The 19,438-nt window shown below is 42.1% G+C and carries 22 protein-coding genes and 2 pseudogenes; 10 read left to right on the forward strand and 14 right to left on the reverse strand.

Features of this window, described 5'->3' with window-relative positions:
* Nucleotides 1–132 precede the first annotated feature (132 nt).
* The 4 genes and pseudogenes from F6K40_RS29125 to F6K40_RS29140 all read left to right on the forward strand — a co-directional run bounded on the left by F6K40_RS29125 (nucleotide 133) and on the right by F6K40_RS29140 (nucleotide 3,854).
* Nucleotides 133–1,128, forward strand: coding sequence for a nucleoside hydrolase (locus tag F6K40_RS29125; RefSeq protein WP_293140858.1), 996 nt, complete (start codon nucleotides 133–135; stop codon nucleotides 1,126–1,128).
* Between the two features lie 213 nt (nucleotides 1,129–1,341).
* Nucleotides 1,342–1,731: pseudogene (locus tag F6K40_RS29130) on the forward strand (Uma2 family endonuclease); the annotation flags it as partial.
* A gap of 27 nt (nucleotides 1,732–1,758) precedes the next feature.
* Entirely contained in the window at nucleotides 1,759–2,379 is a 621-nt protein-coding gene (locus F6K40_RS29135) for a Uma2 family endonuclease (protein ID WP_293140860.1), read from the forward strand.
* Between the two features lie 167 nt (nucleotides 2,380–2,546).
* Nucleotides 2,547–3,854: a DUF2201 family putative metallopeptidase gene (locus tag F6K40_RS29140; protein WP_293140862.1), complete on the forward strand. Its 1,308-nt coding sequence runs from the start codon at nucleotides 2,547–2,549 to the stop codon at nucleotides 3,852–3,854.
* Here F6K40_RS29140 and F6K40_RS29145 read toward each other — a convergent pair.
* Together F6K40_RS29145 and F6K40_RS29150 are read right to left on the reverse strand one after the other, a co-directional pair.
* Entirely contained in the window at nucleotides 3,844–4,089 is a 246-nt protein-coding gene (locus tag F6K40_RS29145; RefSeq protein ID WP_293140864.1) for a type II toxin-antitoxin system HicB family antitoxin, read from the reverse strand. The genes F6K40_RS29140 and F6K40_RS29145 overlap by 11 nt on opposite strands.
* Nucleotides 4,076–4,336 (reverse strand): type II toxin-antitoxin system HicA family toxin, encoded by a 261-nt coding sequence (locus F6K40_RS29150; RefSeq protein WP_293140866.1) that lies wholly within the window; start codon nucleotides 4,334–4,336, stop codon nucleotides 4,076–4,078. Before F6K40_RS29150 ends, F6K40_RS29145 begins: the two co-directional genes overlap by 14 nt.
* A 62-nt stretch (nucleotides 4,337–4,398) precedes the next feature.
* Here F6K40_RS29150 and F6K40_RS29155 point away from each other — a divergent pair, with 62 nt between their 5' ends.
* From F6K40_RS29155 to F6K40_RS29175, 5 genes and pseudogenes are all read left to right on the forward strand, one after another.
* Nucleotides 4,399–4,668, forward strand: a complete 270-nt coding sequence (locus F6K40_RS29155; RefSeq protein WP_293140868.1) for a hypothetical protein — start codon at nucleotides 4,399–4,401, stop codon at nucleotides 4,666–4,668.
* A gap of 153 nt (nucleotides 4,669–4,821) precedes the next feature.
* Nucleotides 4,822–5,646 (forward strand): FkbM family methyltransferase, encoded by an 825-nt coding sequence (locus tag F6K40_RS29160; protein ID WP_293140870.1) that lies wholly within the window; start codon nucleotides 4,822–4,824, stop codon nucleotides 5,644–5,646.
* A 289-nt stretch (nucleotides 5,647–5,935) separates the two neighbouring features.
* Nucleotides 5,936–6,164 (forward strand): annotated as a pseudogene (locus tag F6K40_RS29165) (DUF433 domain-containing protein).
* A 95-nt stretch (nucleotides 6,165–6,259) separates the two neighbouring features.
* Entirely contained in the window at nucleotides 6,260–6,874 is a 615-nt protein-coding gene (locus F6K40_RS29170) for a hypothetical protein (RefSeq protein WP_293140872.1), read from the forward strand.
* 305 nt (nucleotides 6,875–7,179) lie between these two features.
* Nucleotides 7,180–7,782 (forward strand): hypothetical protein, encoded by a 603-nt coding sequence (locus tag F6K40_RS29175; RefSeq protein WP_293140874.1) that lies wholly within the window; start codon nucleotides 7,180–7,182, stop codon nucleotides 7,780–7,782.
* A gap of 690 nt (nucleotides 7,783–8,472) precedes the next feature.
* On the opposite strand, the gene F6K40_RS29180 is transcribed toward F6K40_RS29175, so the two are convergent.
* The 6 genes from F6K40_RS29180 to modA all read right to left on the reverse strand — a co-directional run bounded on the left by F6K40_RS29180 (nucleotide 8,473) and on the right by modA (nucleotide 15,503).
* Nucleotides 8,473–9,690, reverse strand: a complete 1,218-nt coding sequence (locus tag F6K40_RS29180) for a glutathione S-transferase family protein (protein ID WP_293140876.1) — start codon at nucleotides 9,688–9,690, stop codon at nucleotides 8,473–8,475.
* Nucleotides 9,691–9,921: 231 nt separating this feature from the next.
* Nucleotides 9,922–10,950, reverse strand: a complete 1,029-nt coding sequence (dhaK, locus tag F6K40_RS29185) for a dihydroxyacetone kinase subunit DhaK (RefSeq protein WP_293140878.1) — start codon at nucleotides 10,948–10,950, stop codon at nucleotides 9,922–9,924.
* A gap of 492 nt (nucleotides 10,951–11,442) precedes the next feature.
* Complete coding sequence (gene dhaL, locus F6K40_RS29190) at nucleotides 11,443–12,081, reverse strand: dihydroxyacetone kinase subunit DhaL (protein ID WP_293140880.1); 639 nt, start codon at nucleotides 12,079–12,081, stop codon at nucleotides 11,443–11,445.
* A gap of 26 nt (nucleotides 12,082–12,107) precedes the next feature.
* Nucleotides 12,108–12,896: an HAD-IA family hydrolase gene (locus tag F6K40_RS29195; protein WP_293140882.1), complete on the reverse strand. Its 789-nt coding sequence runs from the start codon at nucleotides 12,894–12,896 to the stop codon at nucleotides 12,108–12,110.
* Nucleotides 12,893–13,744 carry a class II fructose-bisphosphate aldolase gene (locus F6K40_RS29200; protein ID WP_293140884.1) on the reverse strand — a complete coding sequence of 284 codons (852 nt, stop codon included), beginning with the start codon at nucleotides 13,742–13,744 and terminating at the stop codon, nucleotides 12,893–12,895. Before F6K40_RS29200 ends, F6K40_RS29195 begins: the two co-directional genes overlap by 4 nt.
* Nucleotides 13,745–14,675: 931 nt before the next feature.
* Nucleotides 14,676–15,503 carry a molybdate ABC transporter substrate-binding protein gene (gene modA, locus F6K40_RS29205; protein ID WP_293140886.1) on the reverse strand — a complete coding sequence of 276 codons (828 nt, stop codon included), beginning with the start codon at nucleotides 15,501–15,503 and terminating at the stop codon, nucleotides 14,676–14,678.
* Between the two features lie 101 nt (nucleotides 15,504–15,604).
* Between modA and F6K40_RS29210 the strand changes: the two genes are divergently transcribed.
* The gene (locus F6K40_RS29210; RefSeq protein ID WP_293140888.1) at nucleotides 15,605–15,814 is read left to right on the forward strand and encodes a TOBE domain-containing protein; all 210 of its coding nucleotides are present in this window, start codon (nucleotides 15,605–15,607) and stop codon (nucleotides 15,812–15,814) included.
* Nucleotides 15,815–16,039: 225 nt separating this feature from the next.
* Here the strand turns inward: F6K40_RS29210 and F6K40_RS29215 are convergent, their stop codons facing one another.
* From F6K40_RS29215 to nifX, 6 genes are all read right to left on the reverse strand, one after another.
* Nucleotides 16,040–16,357, reverse strand: coding sequence for a 2Fe-2S iron-sulfur cluster-binding protein (locus tag F6K40_RS29215; protein ID WP_293140890.1), 318 nt, complete (start codon nucleotides 16,355–16,357; stop codon nucleotides 16,040–16,042).
* Nucleotides 16,358–16,410: 53 nt separating this feature from the next.
* Nucleotides 16,411–16,761, reverse strand: a complete 351-nt coding sequence (locus F6K40_RS29220) for a HesB/IscA family protein (protein ID WP_293140892.1) — start codon at nucleotides 16,759–16,761, stop codon at nucleotides 16,411–16,413.
* A gap of 291 nt (nucleotides 16,762–17,052) precedes the next feature.
* Complete coding sequence (locus tag F6K40_RS29225; RefSeq protein ID WP_293140894.1) at nucleotides 17,053–17,868, reverse strand: HesA/MoeB/ThiF family protein; 816 nt, start codon at nucleotides 17,866–17,868, stop codon at nucleotides 17,053–17,055.
* A 14-nt stretch (nucleotides 17,869–17,882) separates the two neighbouring features.
* Entirely contained in the window at nucleotides 17,883–18,194 is a 312-nt protein-coding gene (gene nifW, locus F6K40_RS29230) for a nitrogenase-stabilizing/protective protein NifW (protein WP_293140896.1), read from the reverse strand.
* Nucleotides 18,195–18,431: 237 nt separating this feature from the next.
* Nucleotides 18,432–18,911 carry a NifX-associated nitrogen fixation protein gene (locus F6K40_RS29235; RefSeq protein WP_293140898.1) on the reverse strand — a complete coding sequence of 160 codons (480 nt, stop codon included), beginning with the start codon at nucleotides 18,909–18,911 and terminating at the stop codon, nucleotides 18,432–18,434.
* A gap of 4 nt (nucleotides 18,912–18,915) precedes the next feature.
* Complete coding sequence (gene nifX, locus F6K40_RS29240) at nucleotides 18,916–19,335, reverse strand: nitrogen fixation protein NifX (protein WP_293140900.1); 420 nt, start codon at nucleotides 19,333–19,335, stop codon at nucleotides 18,916–18,918.
* Nucleotides 19,336–19,438 lie beyond the last annotated feature (103 nt).

The following is a 19,438-nucleotide window of genomic DNA, read 5'->3' on the forward strand; positions in this document are numbered from 1 at the left end:
TTATCGGAGTATTTGGAGGCGATCGATGTATGATAATCTCCACTCGTCAGCGCATTGCTCGCGTTGATGTTGACGACCCGCTCCGGTACATGCTATAATTGTTGATTGACAAGTACGATAAGGATAAAGGTAATGCAGACAAAAAAATCGCCTGTAAATGTTTTTATAGATAGTGATTTGGGGTGGGATGATTGGTGTGCAATTTCATTACTTGCCCAATCCTCAGCCACTAACATCGTTGGGTTATCTGTTACAGGATGCGGAGAAGCATATTTCTCTCCCGCCTTGCAAAATGCATTAGATATACTGAATCTTCTAGAATGTAATGCTACTGTTGGAAAAGGAGCGACAGCCCCCACTGCATACTCAAATGTTTTTCCGTCAGATTTCCGCAAAAATGTGAGTTCACTATTTGGTTATACCCTTCAAAGGTCAAGCGTGGACCCTTTGCAACTTCAGAGTGCAGAGGTTGTTTTAAGCAATGCTTTAACAGCTTTCCCAGATCTTATCTATCTGTCAATAGGTGGATTCACTAACTTATATAATTATTTAATGAATGATAAATACAATAATCTGATCCCTAAATCCATAGTTGCTATGTGTGGTGCAGTAAACGTTCCAGGTAATATTAACTCTTTATTTTCAGCAGCCTATCCTACCAACAAGGTAGCAGAGTGGAATATCTTCATAGATCCAGTTGCCGCACAGTATGTAATTCAGTACTATCAAGATAATAATTTGAGTTTACGTATCTCACCGCTTGATGCTTCTTATCAAGTACCTTTAGGGCCGAATGTTGTCCATCCATTAGTAACACATCGAAATCAAGATCCTCTAACATTATTTCTCGGATATGTTCTTTCTACTCGATTTAATCAGTCTCAGTCAGAAGGTTATCCAGAGTACTTTTACGATCCTCTTGCAGCTTGGACAATTATTGATGCAGGAGTGAATGTTACATATATAAATGGTGATTTTTCTGTTAATACTGATTTTGACAACGAAGAAAGTAGTAGTCTTGGACAGTTGACTTTCAAGGCTAACCCATCATCATTGTCGTGTTATGGACTAGTGAACTCACCGGATGCCTTTTACACTACTTTTCTCAATACAATTTTGCCGATCTAAATGTCATCTCCAAAATTAGAAGGTCAAAAGATAATTGTTTGATTAGCAGGTGAAGACAAGGGAACACAAACAAAGGATATTGATAATTGATAATTGTCAATTGTCAATTTTCTTAGTGGATTTTAGGATTGAGGTTAGGAGTTTTAGGAGTTCGATGCAATCTTGGTCTATCGACTTGAAACTTCTTTCATCAATGTAGTCTGACTGGTCCATGACGAATCCGGCTACCAACCCGATCTTATTGTTCTCAATAAAGCGCAACTAGCTGAGGAACCCCTTTGGCAGAAAGAGTCAATTATTACCAAGGGAGATTCCGTGAAACTGGCTATAGAGGTTGTCAGTACAAACTGGCAAGATGATTATCTGATGAAAGTCGGGGAATACGAACTGATGGGGATACCCGAATACTGGATTGTGGATTATCTGGGTTTAGGCGGCCGGCGGTTGATCGGTAATCCCAAACAACCGACTCTCTCTGTTTACCAACTGGTGGATGGGGAGTATCAGGTAACGCTGTTGACCGGAAACGAGAGGATTGAGTCTTCGGCTTTCCCGGAATTGCAACTGAGCGCTGCCGAGATTTTTGCCGCTAAAACTATTTGATAACTATATTAATCGTCCTAAATAACTATGATTGCGACTATAAGCAAACCCCTATCATTCGATGAATTTGTTGACTGGTATCCGGAAAACGCGACCGATAAATACGAACTACACAATGGAAGAATAGTAAAAATGCCTTTAGGAACAGGAGAACATTCCAGTGTTATCGGTTTTATTGCTGGTGAACTCCATTTTGAAATTCGGCGTTCGCAATTACCTTTGGCCATTCCCGGCGATTGTTTGCTGAAACCTATCCATGACGAATCTGGCTACCAACCTGATATTATTGTTCTCAATAAAGCGCAACTATCTGAGGAACCCCGTTGGCAAAAAGAATCAATTATTACCAAGGGAAATTCCGTGGGACTGGCGATAGAGGTTGTCAGTACAAACTGGCAAGATGATTATCTGAGGAAGGTCGGAGAATACGAACTGATGGGGATACCCGAATACTGGATTGTCGATTACCTGGGTTTAGGGGGCCGGCGGTTTATCGGCAATCCCAAAAAGCCGACTCTCTCTGTTTACCAACTGGTGGATGGGGAGTATGAGGTAACGCTGTTTACGGGAAACGAGAGGATTGAGTCTTTGGCTTTCCCAGAATTGCAACTGAGCGCCACAGAGATTTTTACTGCCAAAACTATTTGATAACTATTTATAGCCTTTTTCAAAACTATGAGCTACGCATATTTATCCCCCCTAAATCCCCCCTTCGGAAGGGGGGACTTTGAGTTTACCCCCCCTTTCAAAGGGGGGCTGGGGGGGATAAAAAAACTCTACCTCGCCGATTCAATAATTGCTATATTAAATGTGATATGAGAACGAAACCAATCGCCCGTCACCGCATTGCTCGGATTGTGGAAAAGTGGCTGCTCGTTGAGCCACTGTTACTGGCTACCTGGACTAGCCACGCCTTAATCTCTGAGCCACGCATTAAAACTATTCGCGTTCAACGGGGACGCATTGAGTACAATCCGGATTTTATTGATGAGTTGAGCGATCGCCACCTGGAAGCCACCCTACGTTTTGAAGCTCTACGGATTCTTCTGAAACACCCCTATAGTCGCCGTCAAGCTCACTCGAAGATTAGCTATGCTGCTAGCAATTTAACGCTCCAGGAATATTTGCAAACCGAGCTGCCGTTTCCTCGGGCGCGGGATGTCTTTGGCGATAACAGCTATGACAAACAATTTTTCGAGTTTTACTACCACAAATTGCTCGATCAAGAATCCTCCAGTCCGCAGGAAGCAGTCTCTGGATCGCCAGGAGCAGGATCAGGGGAAGGTGATGCCACATCTGCGTCCGGAGCGTCTGGTTCTGCTGAATCTGAATCATTTGAACCCGAATTGGCAGAGGAATCTGAGCCGACTTCAGAATCAGGGGGCGATTCCCCCTCGGATCTCCTTTCGGTTTATACCGATCCAACCCTTAGCGGTGTAGAAAATACTAACCAGTGGGATCGAGATGAATTGTTGAGCGATCGCCTGGATGATCTGGTGAAAATGGCGTTGGCAAATGACAGTTGGGGCAGCATTGGGGGCAAGTTGCGGGAACAGATTTTGGCGAATCTGCACCCCAAGCTCGACTATCGGGCGGTTTTGCGCAAGTTTCGCACGTCTATCCTCAGCCAACAGCGACGGCTAACCCGGATGAAACCGAATCGCCGTTATGGGTTTGCTTATATGGGTAGTCGTCGTGATTTTACTACCCGATTGCTGTTTGCCATTGATGTGAGTGGCTCCATGGGAACGGAGGAGCTACAGCAGGGGTTTTCGGTGGTAAATCGCTTTTTTAATTATGGCGTGCAGGCGATCGATGTGATTCAATTTGATGCTGAGATTACAACCGATGTGATGACGTTCCGTCGCGCCCAGCGGGAAGTACAGTTAACAGGACGAGGCGGGACGAATTTTGATCCGATTTTAGCGTATCTGGAGGAACATCGGGATTATGATGGCCTGATTATTTACACCGATGGTTATGCTCCTTGCCCGGCACCGCCCCAGAATCGGCGTACTCGTATTATGTGGTTGTTTGTGAGCGAGGGGAATTACCGGAGTTGTTATCCCAAGCTACAGCATCTGGGGCAAGGGGCTTATCTGAAAGCTAATGCTACACAATGAGAGCCTGCAAGTGTTTGACAACACTTTTCAGCGTACTGGGTTGAGGAATCGATTCTCCTTCAACCTCCCACGCTTCCAAATACATATCAATAACTTCTTCCCCATTCTGAATCGCTTCCCCACGAGTTTTCCCATGAGCGCAAGGCATAACAACGCGATCGCTAAATTCTGGAATCGTCACTAAAAAAAGCTGATCCTCCTCAGACCATTGAACGAGCATACTATATTGAACCATCTTGTTTGTCCTCCTGTTGTGTTTCGATTTCAGCTAATTCAGCTAATAACTGTGTTACTTGTTTCTCTAAATAAGGGGGAACATCTCCACCATCTTTCCCAGGAATTGTTAAAGTTTTTTTAAGTAAAGGATGTTTCCATCGTTCGTGACTCCCTTTACCGCGTTTGGGCAAATAGACAAAGCCTTCACGAGCAATTTGTGCTTTTAGCTCCCTAATTTTTCTTGCATTGGTATTTCCAGATCGCAAACCCTAATTTCCTTCTTTATCATAAATGTATCCTAATTGATGCTGAAATTACAACCGACGCGATGACTTTCCGTCAGGCCCAACGGGAAGTCCAGTTAACGGGACGAGGCAGAACGAATTTTAGCCCTGTTTTAGCCTATCTGGAGGAAAATCGGGATTATGATGGTATGATAGTTTACACTAATGGTTATGTTTCCTGCCCCGTACTGCCCCAGAATCGACGGACTCGTATTATGTGGTTGTTTGTGAGCGAGGGGAATTACCGGAGTTGTTATCCCAAGCTACAGCATCTGGGGCAAGGGGCTTATCTCAAAGCCAATGCCGTACAATGAGAGGGTGTGTTATTATGGATGAAATTTTAATAAAATCCATATGGGGGTGATTAGATGGAAAAAATCCGTCTAATCTATAGTTAGGCTTAGACTAAGGTAAAGCTTACTGGAGATTTTATTAGTCAACGAGGTGTAGTTAAGGAGATTCTCAATATGAAGCCACATGAGAAAGGTATTCTTAAGGAGATAGGCAAAATGTTAGCTAGTCCATTAAGTCAGCTAGTTGCGAATGCGGCAACTGAAGATTTAGCAAAACTATTTGAAGCCTATTGGTGCTGTCTTCTCGGTAAAGGAGCGGGCGCGGGATGGGCACTCAATACTGAGATAAATGCAGCTAAATCTGTAATCCACACATCCCATCCTGTCATATTTGATGTAGGTGCAAATAATGGTGAATGGTCACTTCTTCTCCACAAGATGTTTCCTGAATCAAGGATTTTCCTATTTGAGCCTCAACCAGCTTGTCAAAAAATAATTATGGAGAAGCAAATACCAAACTCAAAGCTCATTCCAAATGCAGTAAGTTCTAAAAGAGGTACTGTTCAACTTTACACAACAGACGAAACTTCTGTAATAGCCTCATTGCACCAGAGGTATGAGAGTTATTTGCAGAGTAGAACTTTTTATTCAATCGATGTAGAAACAATTACTTTGGACAGCGTTATTGAAGATAATGGTCTCTCATGTGTTGACTTTATAAAAATGGATATTGAAGGGCATGAACTAGATGCCCTTAAGGGTGTAACAAAAAGTCTGGAAAAGGGAATAATTAAAGCTCTTTCATTTGAGTTTGGTTGTGGAAATATCAATTCTAGAACATTCTTTCGTGACTTCTGGAATTTTCTATTCCCTATGAACTATCGGATATACCGGATATTACCTTCGTCACGCCTTATGCCTATCGAAAGCTATTATGAAGATTGTGAGTACTTCTTAAGTGTCACTAACTACATTGCAGTTCTAGATGAGATAACCTAACAACGCCCATACAGATTGACTGCCGAGAGGCGATTGGTTGCTCTCGTTCGAGGTTATTTGCGTCGGGTGAGGGGCAACCTTAGGTCACTTACAGCGGTTTTCATTTCAGTAGACCACAGTAGGGACGTTCCATGGAACGTCCCTACAAGGTTTTGGTTGTGGCGATGTGGTTCATCAATCTGAAAAGCGCTGTAAGATTTGAATCTTTATGTCGTATGCCTAAACTACTGACAAAACGGCTAAAATACTTATTTCGCCGTGGTTTGTGACCTGCGCAACGATCCAGTTTATGAACTATCGAAACATCATTACAATTGAGCCTGAAAAACGTGGTGGTAAGCCTTGCGTCCGTGGCTTGCGTATTACAGTCTATGAAGTCCTTGAGTACCTAGCTTCCGAGATGACAGAAGCAGAAATTCAAGGGCGATTTTCCCGATCTGACGCGAGAAGATTTAAAAGCCTGCATTGCTTATGCTGCCGATCATGGGCGTCGGTTTATGACTGTCCCAAGATGGTAGAAAAATCTTCGAAGTGGTAGAATTAAGTTGTTCAAGACACATAGTTAATTGTGTCCCGAACGCCTAGATTCAACGCCAAAGTTCAATAGCATTCCATGTCCTACAGCAGCTTTAAAACCCTTACCACCATCCAAAGTACCTTTGGACTCGAACTTGACGAAAGTCAAAATCTTTTTTCCCAAATAAAACCACGTCAACCCAGTGACTACCTAGCGATCGCCCTAGCAGAAAATGTGCCCCTCGCTAATGCAGTGAACACTGAAAAAGCTCGGTCTGAGCTGATTATCGCCCCCGTTCTCCTCGAAATTCGTCGCAGTTTTCAGGGGCAAGTGGGCTTCTTTTCAGGAACTGAATTTAGTGTTGAACCAGAAAAGGGATTGCACGGCTATTGCGATTATATTTTGACTGCTTCACCGGAGATTTACGAAATAAAAGCGCCCATAATCACTATAGTGGAAGCCAAAAATGAAAATATCAAAGGTGGACTAGCCCAATGTATTGCCGAGATGGTGGCAGCTCAGAAATTCAATGCAGCAACCAATAATATTGGTCTAATTCTTGGTGCAGTCACCACCGGAACCCTGTGGAAGTTTTTGACCTTAAATGGCCAAGTCGTTGCTATCGATCTGGATGAGTATTACATCAAGGAGGTTGCCCAAATCCTTGGGATCTTAGCAACTCCTTTTCAGGAACTCATAAAGAGGGAGTAGGGAGTAGGGAGTAGAGGGAAATAATTGATGATTTCTATCCTATAATTGATTTTATTTTTTAGGCGTTGCTGAATTGAAGTATGAATGCGCGATTGTTTGGTTCTGGTCAAGCCCCCGCGCATCCCCCATTCAACAAAAAGCGCAGCATCCTCTGGCTTCCCCCTTTCCAAGGGGGACGGGAGGGGGATTAAGGGGGACTTTTAGAGTTTTATTCCCCCCAATTTTGGGGGGCTAGGGGGGCAAAATCATACCCATAATCAGCAACGCCATTTTTTATTATTGGAGATGTCTAATAGGAGTTATTTATGGCTTTTAGTGATTATAAAACTATTGCTCAAGTTCAAGAAGAGTATAATATCAAGTATTTGGAAGCAGACTTTATTGAAATTACCGATTTAAAACCTTCCGATCTGTTTGTCAAGGAATTGAAATTCAGCGAACAAAACATGGATATATACACATCTGAATACTCAAGATGCGAAAATATTATTTATCCAATTTTAAGAGAAATTTATAAAAGCTTTGTTGATAAATATGCTCTTTGGAGCCACAAGTCCATAACTTATGATGCTAAACTAAATGGAGCGCCTGATTACTTGTTCTCAACAAAATCAGAATTAGGTAAAACTGTTTTGGGTTTTCCAATCCTCGTTGTTGTTGAAGCAAAAAAGAATGATTTTAGCGAGGGATGGGGGCAATGTCTAGCTGAATTGATTGCCGTGCAAAAATTAAATAAAGCCGAGGAACTTCCTGTGTATGGGATAGTAACGGATGGAGAATTATGGCAATTTGGAAAATTAGTATCCGATGAATTCACAAAAAGCAAGTTGAGAATTACTATTAGCGATTTAGATAAAATTTTCGGAACGATAAGTTTTTTGTTGTCAAGCAAAAGAGAAGCAGATTGAAATTACAGCAATTTCGGAGTTAGTGAGGTACAAAATAAAGACTAGAAGTCTGTTAGTAATTTTGGTAACACAGCCTTCAAGGCTGTAACAAGCAGGATGCTTGTGTTACAAATACCTGTACCTCACCATCCTCATGCATTGCTGTAAATTCGGTTTTTTCTTGCCTTCAACAGCAAAGTTTAACTTGCCTGGCGGGAAGTCCCGCGCTCTCCCGCAGGGGAGCAGAGGGATGGGAAAGCCAGGGCCAGGATTCGGATACCTTCATAAGCTAAACGTTTATATGCCCTTGACAAGCTAGGAGCATTTTGTTATTATTAATGTCAACACAGGGGGAGGACATCACCTCTGTATAAACAGCGGTCAGGGTTTCCCAGACTGAAGAATCCCTATGGGTCCCGTAAGGGCAACGTCGGGAGTATGTCAATAGCACTTACGCAAAGAAACCCGGTTTCTACAGTAAATCATTGTTTTTGACAATAAACATCTACGAGAAACCGGGTTTCTGGGTTCGCCAATAACTGATAACTGATAACTGATAACTGGATAGCCCCTCTGCAATCAAAGATTTGAAGAGGGAAATTCTCACTCCAATCAGGACTTACGCAGAGACTCTACATATAGGGAGGGCGAATGCCATTCGCCCCTACAGATGGTGTTTTAAAAGTCAATTTGCGTAAGTCCTGTCCAATGTTAAACTTGGGCGAAATCAGCGGGATTTTGATCGCGCCGATCACGCACCGGAATGGGTCTTCCTTGGCGATCGCCAGATAGAGCTGCCGTGGTTTCTAATGCTTCTCTCAGTCGTTTGGCGGCATAGATTGACATATCTCTCGGTACACTAATACGATCGCGCAGGTAGCGCAGGGCTGGATCGGAACCAGACGGTGGCGGACAGACTTCTCCTGTTATCATGTAAGTCAGAGCGCAACGCAAGGCTTCATCAAAAAGGCGATCGTCCGCTGGATTAACGCGAATGATATTATGACGATGCTTGATAACCCTATGCAGAGCTTCTGTTCGAGACGTTTCGGGTTCTGGATACATCACATCTGGTAATCCGAACCAAGGACCGCAATCGATTCGTTTTTGATTAATCTCAGTTTGAGATTCTTGGTTAGGATAACATCCGCCCATTTGCGGTGGTAAATCGTGGGCATGGGTATGAAAATCGCTTTGTGTGCCTCGATAGGTAGATCGGGTTTCCATAGCATCAAACCAATCAGAGAACTTTGGATTTTCTTCCCGCAATGAATAGCCTTTGTAATAGTAAAGACTGGCATTCATCCGCTCGACATAGGGAGTAAAAACCACATCAACTATACCAAATTCTTCCAGAAAATAAGGTCCTGGAGTATTGGCAAGAGCCGCTTCAACTTGAGCCACGATGGTGGTAAATTGCTCTCGACTGCGTTGATCATCCCTTTGAGACCGCGTGGGGTAGCACAACCAAGTACACCAAGCACGAAAGAGTAGGCGTTCTAGCTGGCGCAGAGGCAGCGCTTGGCGATCGCCCATTCCTACTTGATTTAACGGGCCAAATGCCTTTTCTAATGCTAATAAGATATCATCACTTTCTGTAATTAACTTACCGTCAAGTTCTAGCGCCGGAAGCATTCCCGATGGAACCTTTTGCTTATACCACTTTTCTTTCGTTCCATAACAGAACATAGTGACTTTCTCGATACGGTACGGAATCTGCTTTTCCTCTAACCACAGCCACACTTTTTGGCAATAAGGACACCAAGCATGATGATCGCGATAAAGAGTAACTCGCACATCTGATTCGGCCTGTCCAAACAGTCGCAGTCTCGCTTGGGAATTGGTTGTTCCGTTCACCGTATCTCGCTCAAATGTGGCGAGTTGTTGTAGTTCTTCCCAACTCAAAGGTAAAGATTTGGTCGTTCTCATAAGTTATATCATGTCCGGTTGAACAGAAACTGGGTTCCTTTGAAAAATCTTCTATTGCAAAAATTGTGGCGTTGCATAAATGCGGGATGATTTTAATAGTTTTGTGGAATGGGTATCTTGCCCGTTCTTGATATTTTCGGACAGGCATCCTGCCTGTCCCACTCAATATTCATCCCTTAATTCAGCAACGCCAAAATTGTCATAGAAACCCGATTTCTTGATTTGATATTTCTAAAATACCCGAATGGGAATCTCGGCCGGTGCCAACAACAAGTCTTTCAACTCATCATCCACCTTACATAAGGTAATTGACATCCCGGCCATTTCCAATGAGGTGCAATATTCGCCCACATAGCTGCGCCACACCTTGATACCTTTGGCTTCCAACTGTTCGTGAGCATAGCCATACAGCAGATAAAGTTCGGAAATTGGCGTACCCCCTAAACCATTAATCATCAGCGCCACTTCATCGCCACTATTAAAGATGGGGGCAACGGTTTCGGTTTCTGAGATTGGCTTGGAATCAGTGAGAATAGCTTCCAGCATTTGATCGACTATTTCATTGGCGCTGGTTAGTTTTTCCCGCGCCCGACCCGGTTCCCCATGAATGCCGACACCCATCTCAACTTCATCTTCTGCCAGGGTGAAAATGGGTTCGCCTTTGGCAGGGGGAGTGCAGCCAGTCAAAGCCATTCCCATAGAACGGATAACATCATTGACCCGATTACCGATAGCCACCAATTCATCTAGGGAAGCGCCTTTTTCTGCCGCAGCGCCAACCGCTTTGATGACAAAAAAGTTGCCAGCCACGCCACGGCGACCTACAGTGTAGAGGCTGTCTTTAACCGCGACATCATCATCGACAAAAATAGTTTTTACCGTAATCCCTTCATCTTCCAATTCTTCAGCGGCATCGCGGAAAGCTGCTCGATCGCCCGTATAGTTGTTGACAATATGCAACACCCCTTTGGCTGAGTTGATTAGTTTAGAAGACTCGACGATATAATCAATTGGCGGAGCCGAAAAGACATCCCCCTGACAGGCCCCGTCAAGCATCCCTTTGCCGACAATCATTGCATGGGCTGGTTCGTGGCCGGAGCCGGAGCCCTGAAGGATCGAGACTTTATTGTCATTGGGAGCATCGGCTCGCATAATCAGGTTGTAGTCGGGGACGTATTTGACCTTACCCGGATTAGCAAGCTCAATTCCCTTGAGTACTTCGGGAACAAATTGTTTGGGATTATTAACAAACTTCTTCATTGATTTTTTTCCTCTGATCGATTACTACTTACGACCCCGCCTTTTAAGGCGAAATATTTTTGGAGCGAAGCTCAAATACCCGTTACAAAAATAATATCATGTTAGGATAATCAGTTATAACTATATTTTTAACTTTCCTGGCGGGAAGTCCCGCGCTCTCCATCCCCCCTAACCCCCCTTGGAAAGGGGGGAGGGGAGCGTCGGGATGAAAGCCAGGGCCAGGATTCGGGTACCTTCATAAGCTAAACGTTCATATGCCCAAGACACAAGCTAGGAGCATTTTGTTATTATCAATGTCAACACAGGGGGAGGACATCACCTCTGTCTAAACAGCGGTCAGGGTTTCCCAGACTGAAGAATCCCTATTTTTCCCGTAAGGGCAACGTCGGGAGTATGTCAAAAAATTAGTGGTGCGCTTTTTTGGGGGTTTGAATCCCCCATTATACACCGTGAAAAGCTGATTGCTGACTGCTGACTGCTGCTTCAAGATCCTTAAGATTTTGCCCAGGCAGTGGCGATATTCTCAAACATCATGGCCACAGCTACTGCCCCAGCATCATAAGTATCTTTACTCCGATCGCCCGTGTAAGATGCGCGACCTCGTTTGGCCACCCAAGCTTTTGTGATTTCTGTCTGCTCTCGCGCCGCTTTGGCCGCTGCATCGATCGCTTCTTGAGTATTACCACCATTGGCGATCGCTTGCTCAAAAGCATCTGCCCCTGGGACTAAGGCATCCAACAAGGTTTTGTCGCCTAAGTTCGCCCCCCCGCGATCCATAATACCATCTGCCGCAGCGCGAAACATGGTCACGACATCTTCGCCGGTCAGCATTTCTTTACCGCTAATGCTCTTGGCAGCACTCCGAAAAGCAGCCCGCCAAATTGAACCGGAAGTACCGCCAATATTTCTGGAGATAATTTTGGCACATCCGAGCAAAAAACTCTCACCGCTACTGCGGTCTATTTTGTCCCATTGTGACAAAATGGCACCAAAGCCACTTTCTAGGGAAGTGCCGAAGTCCCCATCACCGACCACACCATCCAACTCGGTAAAATACTTTTCGTTATCAATAGATGTTTGGGCGATCGTGCGCACGACAAGTTCTATATTTTCCAAACTACTTCGCGCCATATTTCTCTCCTTGATAAAATATTTTGTTATGCTTGGCAATCAGCCAAAACCTGCTCCAGGTCATCTAGGGTAAAATATCCCTGTGGTTTAACATGAGTCCGATTTTGACCGATTGCAATCGACTTGTTACCAGGTTCTCCGAAATCCGACAACACTAATGCCGCTTCACTAAAATCCTCATTTTTGGTCAACTCATTGTATGTGACAATACAGGTCATCCGGGCAGCAGTAGCAGCCAGCAAACCATTGCGCGTATCTTCTACAACTACGCAGTTAGCTGGGTCTAAGTTTAATTTTTCCACAGCGAGATTATACACATCTGGGGCGGGTTTTTTGGCTTTCACCATATCGCCCGCAAAAACTCCAGCGAATTGACTGGCCAGTTCGACTCCCATGACGTGACGTAGCACTGCCTCTACGGAAGCGATCGCAGAAGTCGAACAAACTGCGAGGAGCCAACCATTTGCCAAAGCTGCCTGGGCTAGGCGTTTAACACCGGGACGACCGGGAATTGCCCCGGAAGCGATCGCCTGCTTATAAATTTCCGTTTTGCGCTTATGCCAATCCATGACAATATTCCACCATGCCTCCTCCGACTCTGGAACCGGGTACACAGCCCGAAAATCTTCATCTTTTCCCAAGCTGAACATTCGCTCTTTGCCACCGCCAATTTTAACTTTCTGAGCATATTGTTCCAGGCTCCACTGCCAATTGATGCCCTGTTCGCTCCACATTTGGTTGAAGGCCACTAAATGACCATCTCGCTCGGTGTCAGCCAACACCCCATCGCAATCAAAGATTAGTGCTTTTTTCATGCTTTTCCTTCACTGCCAAACAACTTACAATAGTGCTGCGTCAATTTCATCACCTCACTATGTACCGCCCCAATCAATTTCAAGGGGTTGTATTCGGTTGGTCGCTCTTCGAGGTAGGTCCGGAAGCGATCGGCATAAGTTTGCTTGAGTGCAGTAGAGATATTCACCTTAGCCGTGCCAAGACTAATCAGCCGTAAAAAGACATCATCACTCAGACCGCTGCCCCCATGCAAGACCATTGGAGTATTGGTCGCTGCCACTATCTGCTCCATTCTACCGTAGCGAATTTGTGGGGTCGCCTTGTAAAAACCGTGTGCGGTGCCAATAGCAGGTGCATAACAGTAAATCCCAGTTTCCTTGACAAAGGCGATCGCCTGTTCAATCGATATAATTTGCCCTTCTGTATCGCTACCGATGTCGTCTTCAACACCAGCCACGGCGACTACTTCCCCTTCTACATGAGCCCCGTACTGAGCCGCATATTTGGTGATTTCTTGAGTAGTCCGAAAGTTTTCCTCAAAAGAGAACCCCGATCCATCAAATAGTACCGAGTTCCAACCCAAACGGAGTGTTTCTTTCACGATTTCGGGGTCGGGGCAATGATCCAAGTGGAGGGTTACGGGGACTGAGGCTCGTTCGGCCATGTTGCTAAACATATCCTGGATGACTTTGGCTCCCCAGAATTTAATCGTTTTAACTGAGATTTGAATAATTAGGGGAGAGCGAGACTCCTCCGCCCCCTTAATCAAGCCATCCATCGTAATATCATCAAAAGCATTAAATGCCGGAACCCCGTACCTATTTTCAAAGGCCGGGTTCATAATTTCTGGTAGGGTGACAACAGTCATTCTTCTGCTCCATAAAACTGATATAAAGCGTCACATAACGTAACAACTTGATGTGTACGGACGTTGCATAACAAAAATGCGTTTCATGTCACGCAGTGAAACGTCCCTACCTGCTTCTACTGAGGCCGTCGGCGGTTTCTGATCCACAGGCATTCACGACCGAACCGACCGCATCTCTGCCCGCCATAGATAAATTTAACGCTGCATTAGCCAGTAATGTTTTTTGCTAATTTGTGGGATGCAACTCAGTCTTAAATCCTAGTAGCATAAAACAGATAATTAGAGATTATCATAGATAATACCAGATTATGGGCAACAGTTACTAGCCCTCACGATATTGTTCAAGCTGTCATTGAGAAATGCGATCGCATCTTTGAGAAGCTTTCAAAAAACAAGGAAACAGGCAGCATGGACAAAGTTAATTTTGGTCTCCTGGGTTTTTAGTCATAAGTAAAACTTACTATACACAATAAATGAAGGGTTTCAGCCTTTTTTATTCATTTAAAATTGTATCACAAAATACAATTTATACCTGAAACCTATCCAATTTCTAAACCTATCACGATTTTTGTCTATTTTATATGTAGTTTTATGAATTTTAACGGAACTTATACCAATTTCACAAAATATTGCTACAGTTACGGTACAGGGAAGAGGGAACAGGGAAGAATAATTGATAATTTCTGGATAATAATTGATTTTACTTTTTATTTTTGGAGATGTCTAATAATCAGGGAAATAAACCCAGTTTCTTAGTTGGTTTGGGTAAGTCCTGATTGTATTACGGTAAATAATTGTTCGGATTTAATAAAAGTTTTCTTACTTGTTTAACCCAATTAATAATGGTTGCATAGTAAAGCTCTCGAATAATAAAAAGTCAAATCAATTATACCACAGAAATCATCAATTATTTCCTACTAATCCCTACTCCCTATTCCCTACTCCCTACTCCCTCTTTTAGTGTAATAAAACCATATTTTTCAAATACAGCTTTTGCCTCTGGCGTAAACATAAATTCCTCTAATTGTTTAGCCGCTTCAATATTTTTACTATCTTTAATTATTGCAATAGGATAAACTACTGGTGTATGAGATTTTTCCGGTGCATTAGCAACAATTTTTACCTTATTTGAAACGTTAGTATCTGTTCGATAAACAATGCCACCATCAACATTTCCTGTTGCTACATAATTTACTACTTGACGCACATTTTTAGCAAAAACAATTTTGGGTTTTACTGCTTCATAAATACCGAGAGAACTTAAAACTTCTTGAGCATATTTTCCGGCAGGAACACTTTTTGGTTCGCCAATAGATATTTTACTAATAGCGTCTTTTGTTAAATCTTGAAAAGTGTTAACTGAAGCCGTATTTTGTTGAGGAACTATTAAAACCATTTGATTTTTCAGTAAGTCACGAAGGCTTTCATCTATGATCAGACCTTTTTTTTGCAACATATTAATATGAGAAGGAGATGCAGAGATAAATAAATCTACTGGGGCGCCTTGTTCAATTTGTTGTCGTAGAGAACCAGAGGAAGCTAAGTTTAATGTTAAAGAAACATTAGTTTTTTGTTGTTCATAAATAGGTTGAATTTCTGTCATTACATCTTTGAGACTAGCTGCTGCAGAAATTGTTAAATTTATTCTGGAAGCAGTAGACTGAGAAGATGAATTATTGGGATTTTTGCTACAACTAATTATTAATAAACAAGTGAGTATGGCTATAATTTTTATAGTTGCGATCGCGCTTTTTTTCATATCTCTTACTCCAATGTTTAATTTTTCTTAAAGTTATTAATATTGTATATTTTTTTCGTTAAAATTACAGGAGTAAACAATTTCATATTCGGAGCTTAAAAATGAAGATTAGCGCTCGTAATACTTTTAAAGGCACTGTGAAAAAGGTAGTAACTGGAGCTGTAGATACTGAAGTCACCTTAGAAATTGCCCCTGGAGTAGAGATAGTTTCTGTAATTACTAAAACTTCAGCAGAAAACTTGGGATTAGCTGAAGGTAAGGAAGCTTATGCAGTAATTAAAGCATCTGATATTATAGTGGCAACTGATTAACATTACTCAGAAAATGCAACTGTAGAGGAGGCGATCGCGACTATTATCAAAAAGATTCGATCTACTAAAAACTTAATAGGGACTAACCATGGTTAGTCCCTACGATAATGATTACAGGACTTGCGCAAAAGATAAATTCATACACCACCTGTAGGGGCGATTCGCGAATCGCCCCTACTAGATATAGTGGTTCTGCGTAAGTCCTGTGATTATTTACAAGTGGTATTACACTAAATAAGCTTCTTGGTGAGTTTTAATCACACAATCAGACTTTGGTTTAGCTACACACAACAAGATCCACCCTTTTTCTACCTGCTCATCGTCTAAGAAATTTTGATCTTCTTGATCGACTTCTCCTGACGTTATTCTTGCAGCACAACTAGAACAAGAACCTGCACGACAAGAAGAAGGGAATTCTAAATCTGGATGAGCTTCTTCTACTGCATCAAGAATATATGTCTCATCATCAACTTCGATGGTTACATCAATTTCATAGGGTGGCTTTTTTTTCCCTTTAATTAGTTGTACATTGTAAGTAGCCATTGGTTACTTATATCCTCCTTTTTTTAGTTGTTCTTAATCTCGAAAAAACTTGGTTAACTGCAAGGTACACCTGTTGGAGTGCAGCCACCTGCTTGAAAAGACTTGCCACAACTACAAGTTTCTGTGGCGTTGGGGTTAACAAACTTTAAACCGCTTTCTGTTAAACCTTCAATGTAGTCAACTACAACTCCTTCTAATAAAGGCGCACTTTTAGGATCGATAAATATTTGTAAGTTATCCTTGGACAGCAGCAAGTCATCTGCTTTGGGGGCGTTAGCAATATTTACAGAATATTGATAACCACTGCAACCGCCATCCACAACAGATATGCGGATGCCTTTATTTGAGTCTTGCACGAAGTTGGTAAGTTTTTCGGCAGCGTTTTCTGTTAAACTCAGAGTCATAATTTTTGAGGGAAAATAATTTAGACTTACCGATGAAATAATTACCCAGATAGGCGACATCCGCCTGTTGTCTGGTTTATTGGTTTAGTTGTAAAAAATGGTAATTTGAAAAGCAATAGGCCATCATGATAATAACACTAAAACTGAAAAAATGCACCCTGAATTTAGAAAGTTCTAGTTTTAGTGTTAGCCTGATCGTTCTGCGATCGCTGTTGCGAACGCATATCTTAACAGTTCTTCAACTTAGTGCTTCTATCAATTCCATATTTATCAATTTAACCAAAGATTTAACTACAAACTGTTAGCAGCGATCGCTTTGGTTGAATTGTTAATAATACCCATGGAGGCAGCTTTTAATTCTCTAGTCAGAGAACCGCAAACCTGACAGTTAGGATCGTGGTAAGGGCGACGTTTAGCAAACTCCATCCCATCCAAGTCCATTGTCAGCAATTCTGACCACAGGGGCCTACTAAATCCTGTAATCTGTTTGATAGCTTCTGAAGCTCCTAAACAAGCTAGAGTTCCAGAAACTATCCCCAATACTCCAAACCCACGTCTGTCCCAGTTGGGTTTTTCTGGGAACAAACAAGACAAACAAGGAGTTATACCAGGAACTATGGTAGTTAGGTAAGCTTCCATGCTATTCATGGCAGCTTCTACCATTGGTTTGCGCCAACGTACACAGGCAGCATTGAGTAAATTCCGTTCGTCAAAGTTGTGGGCACAGTCAAGGGCAATATCAGCGGACTGTACCAACGCGTCTATATTTTCAGCGGTAACATATTCGGGTACTGTTTCGATTTCAACGTCTGGGTTAATGCCAGATAGGGTTTCCTTGGCTTTGTCTACTCGCACTTTGCCCACCCAATCATCTGTCATCAAGATTTGACGATTCATGTCATCAAGTCGCAGTTCCCCACCTCGGACTAAAATCAGTTTGCCAATACCTGCTACCGCTAAATATAGTGCTACTGTACCACCTAAACCTCCAACACCAGTTACCAGTGCTGTAGATGACTTGAGTTGCTGTTGTGCTTCCTCGCCAAAACCAGGCAACATCATTTGGCGACTATAACGTTCTAATTCTTTTGGTGTGAGGTCGGACACAATTTTTTTACTCCTTACTCAGCACTAATTTCTGTCAATTTAACTACATCGTTATGTTCTTGTTGGAATACTGGAAATACTTTTTGTTCTTGAGCATTAGATGTCAAGAAAGTTTGATAAGCTGATTCTAATGCTGTTTTATATGCAGTTATTTTTTCTGCTTCAGCTAGTTCTTTTTTTTCGTCAACTTCTGCAATTGCTACAGAAAACATTTTTAATATATGGAGGCGGTTTACATTGACAGTTGTTTGGTCAAAGGGAATTTCAAAAAAGTTGAGAAAATCTTCCGCATCTACGAGTTTTTGGAAATCTGTTAATGTTTTCATTTGATGAACCCTTATAATTTGAGTTAGTAGCTATTTCTATTATTGATTATAGATGCAAATCCAATGTAGTTATGGTCTATTTTAATTTTATTTAAGATTTTTCCTAAATAAATTTAGCGTAAGATTTAGCTATATAGCTATCAGCTATCAGCGGGATTTAGGTGTGTGTTAATGGAAGTTTTAATCTCCCATTATACATATTTTAAAGCTGATAGCTGATAGCTAAGTGCTATTAACTTAGAGCTTACAAACTTCCTTATATTTGTTCACTAACTCAATGCCAGCTTTAGCCATTTTTTCTCCTTCATCTTCTAATTTTTCCAGAGAAGTAAAGCCAAACCGTTGAGCATCTCGTAAAGTTCTAGAAACCACTAAAAGACGACCGCAAAATACTAGCGCCCAACCAAATCCTTCATGGTTGATACTAATAACTACTTGCATAATTTGATTAGTTTCTAATTCAATGCAAGTTGCTATTGCATTGTAGAATAACTTAATCCGAGCTAAAGTCATCGGATCGACTTCATTTTCAGTGGAAATTTGGCGCTTTTCTTGCTTACTAACAATGTAAGGTTTGACAATTAATTCAGGAGACCAAGACTTATATACTCCATAAGAGTCTTGAGCTTGAACTGCTCTAATTAATTCCTTAATAAAGGGAGCGGAATAAATGTCAGTTGTTGTTGTTGTTGTTGTTGTTTCTGTTTGAACTGTCATATTTTTACACCTCTTCAAGTACAGCTTCTAAGTCAGATTCGGAAGTTTTTTGTAAAGCTTTCCTTAACCAAGGGGGAGGACTTCCTTTTAATGTTTGTACCAATCTGTCAAGAACTTCAGTAATAGTTTGTTCTGCTGAAGTTGACTTCATGGGAGTAACTTTTTTGTTGATTAAACGGCCTGCTGCGGGGCCTCCAATTTCTAGCACATAAACAATTGTGCAGTCGAGCAAAGCTGCTACTTTGGCATGAAGTTTTTCTAGTTTATCTTGTTTGGGAGCATCTTGCTCTAGATTACCGCCAAAAGTTAAGGGTTCGAGAGTTTCATACCCTTTATCATCAACTTCATATAAAGCCATTTGTTTAGAAGAACCAAAATGACCATCTATATGAATTAAATCAGTGGTTGCAAATGCAACTTTCATTGTTGTTTTTCCTCCTTGTTGTATGTAGCAAAAACTGTTCGTAAGCATTTAGCTATTAGCAGCAATCCTATATAGATCGCAAGATTTCATTGTAGGGGTTTGG

Origin of the sequence: Okeania sp. SIO3I5 (assembly GCF_010672085.1) — a bacterium.
Classification (GTDB): Bacteria; Cyanobacteriota; Cyanobacteriia; order Cyanobacteriales; family Microcoleaceae; genus Trichodesmium.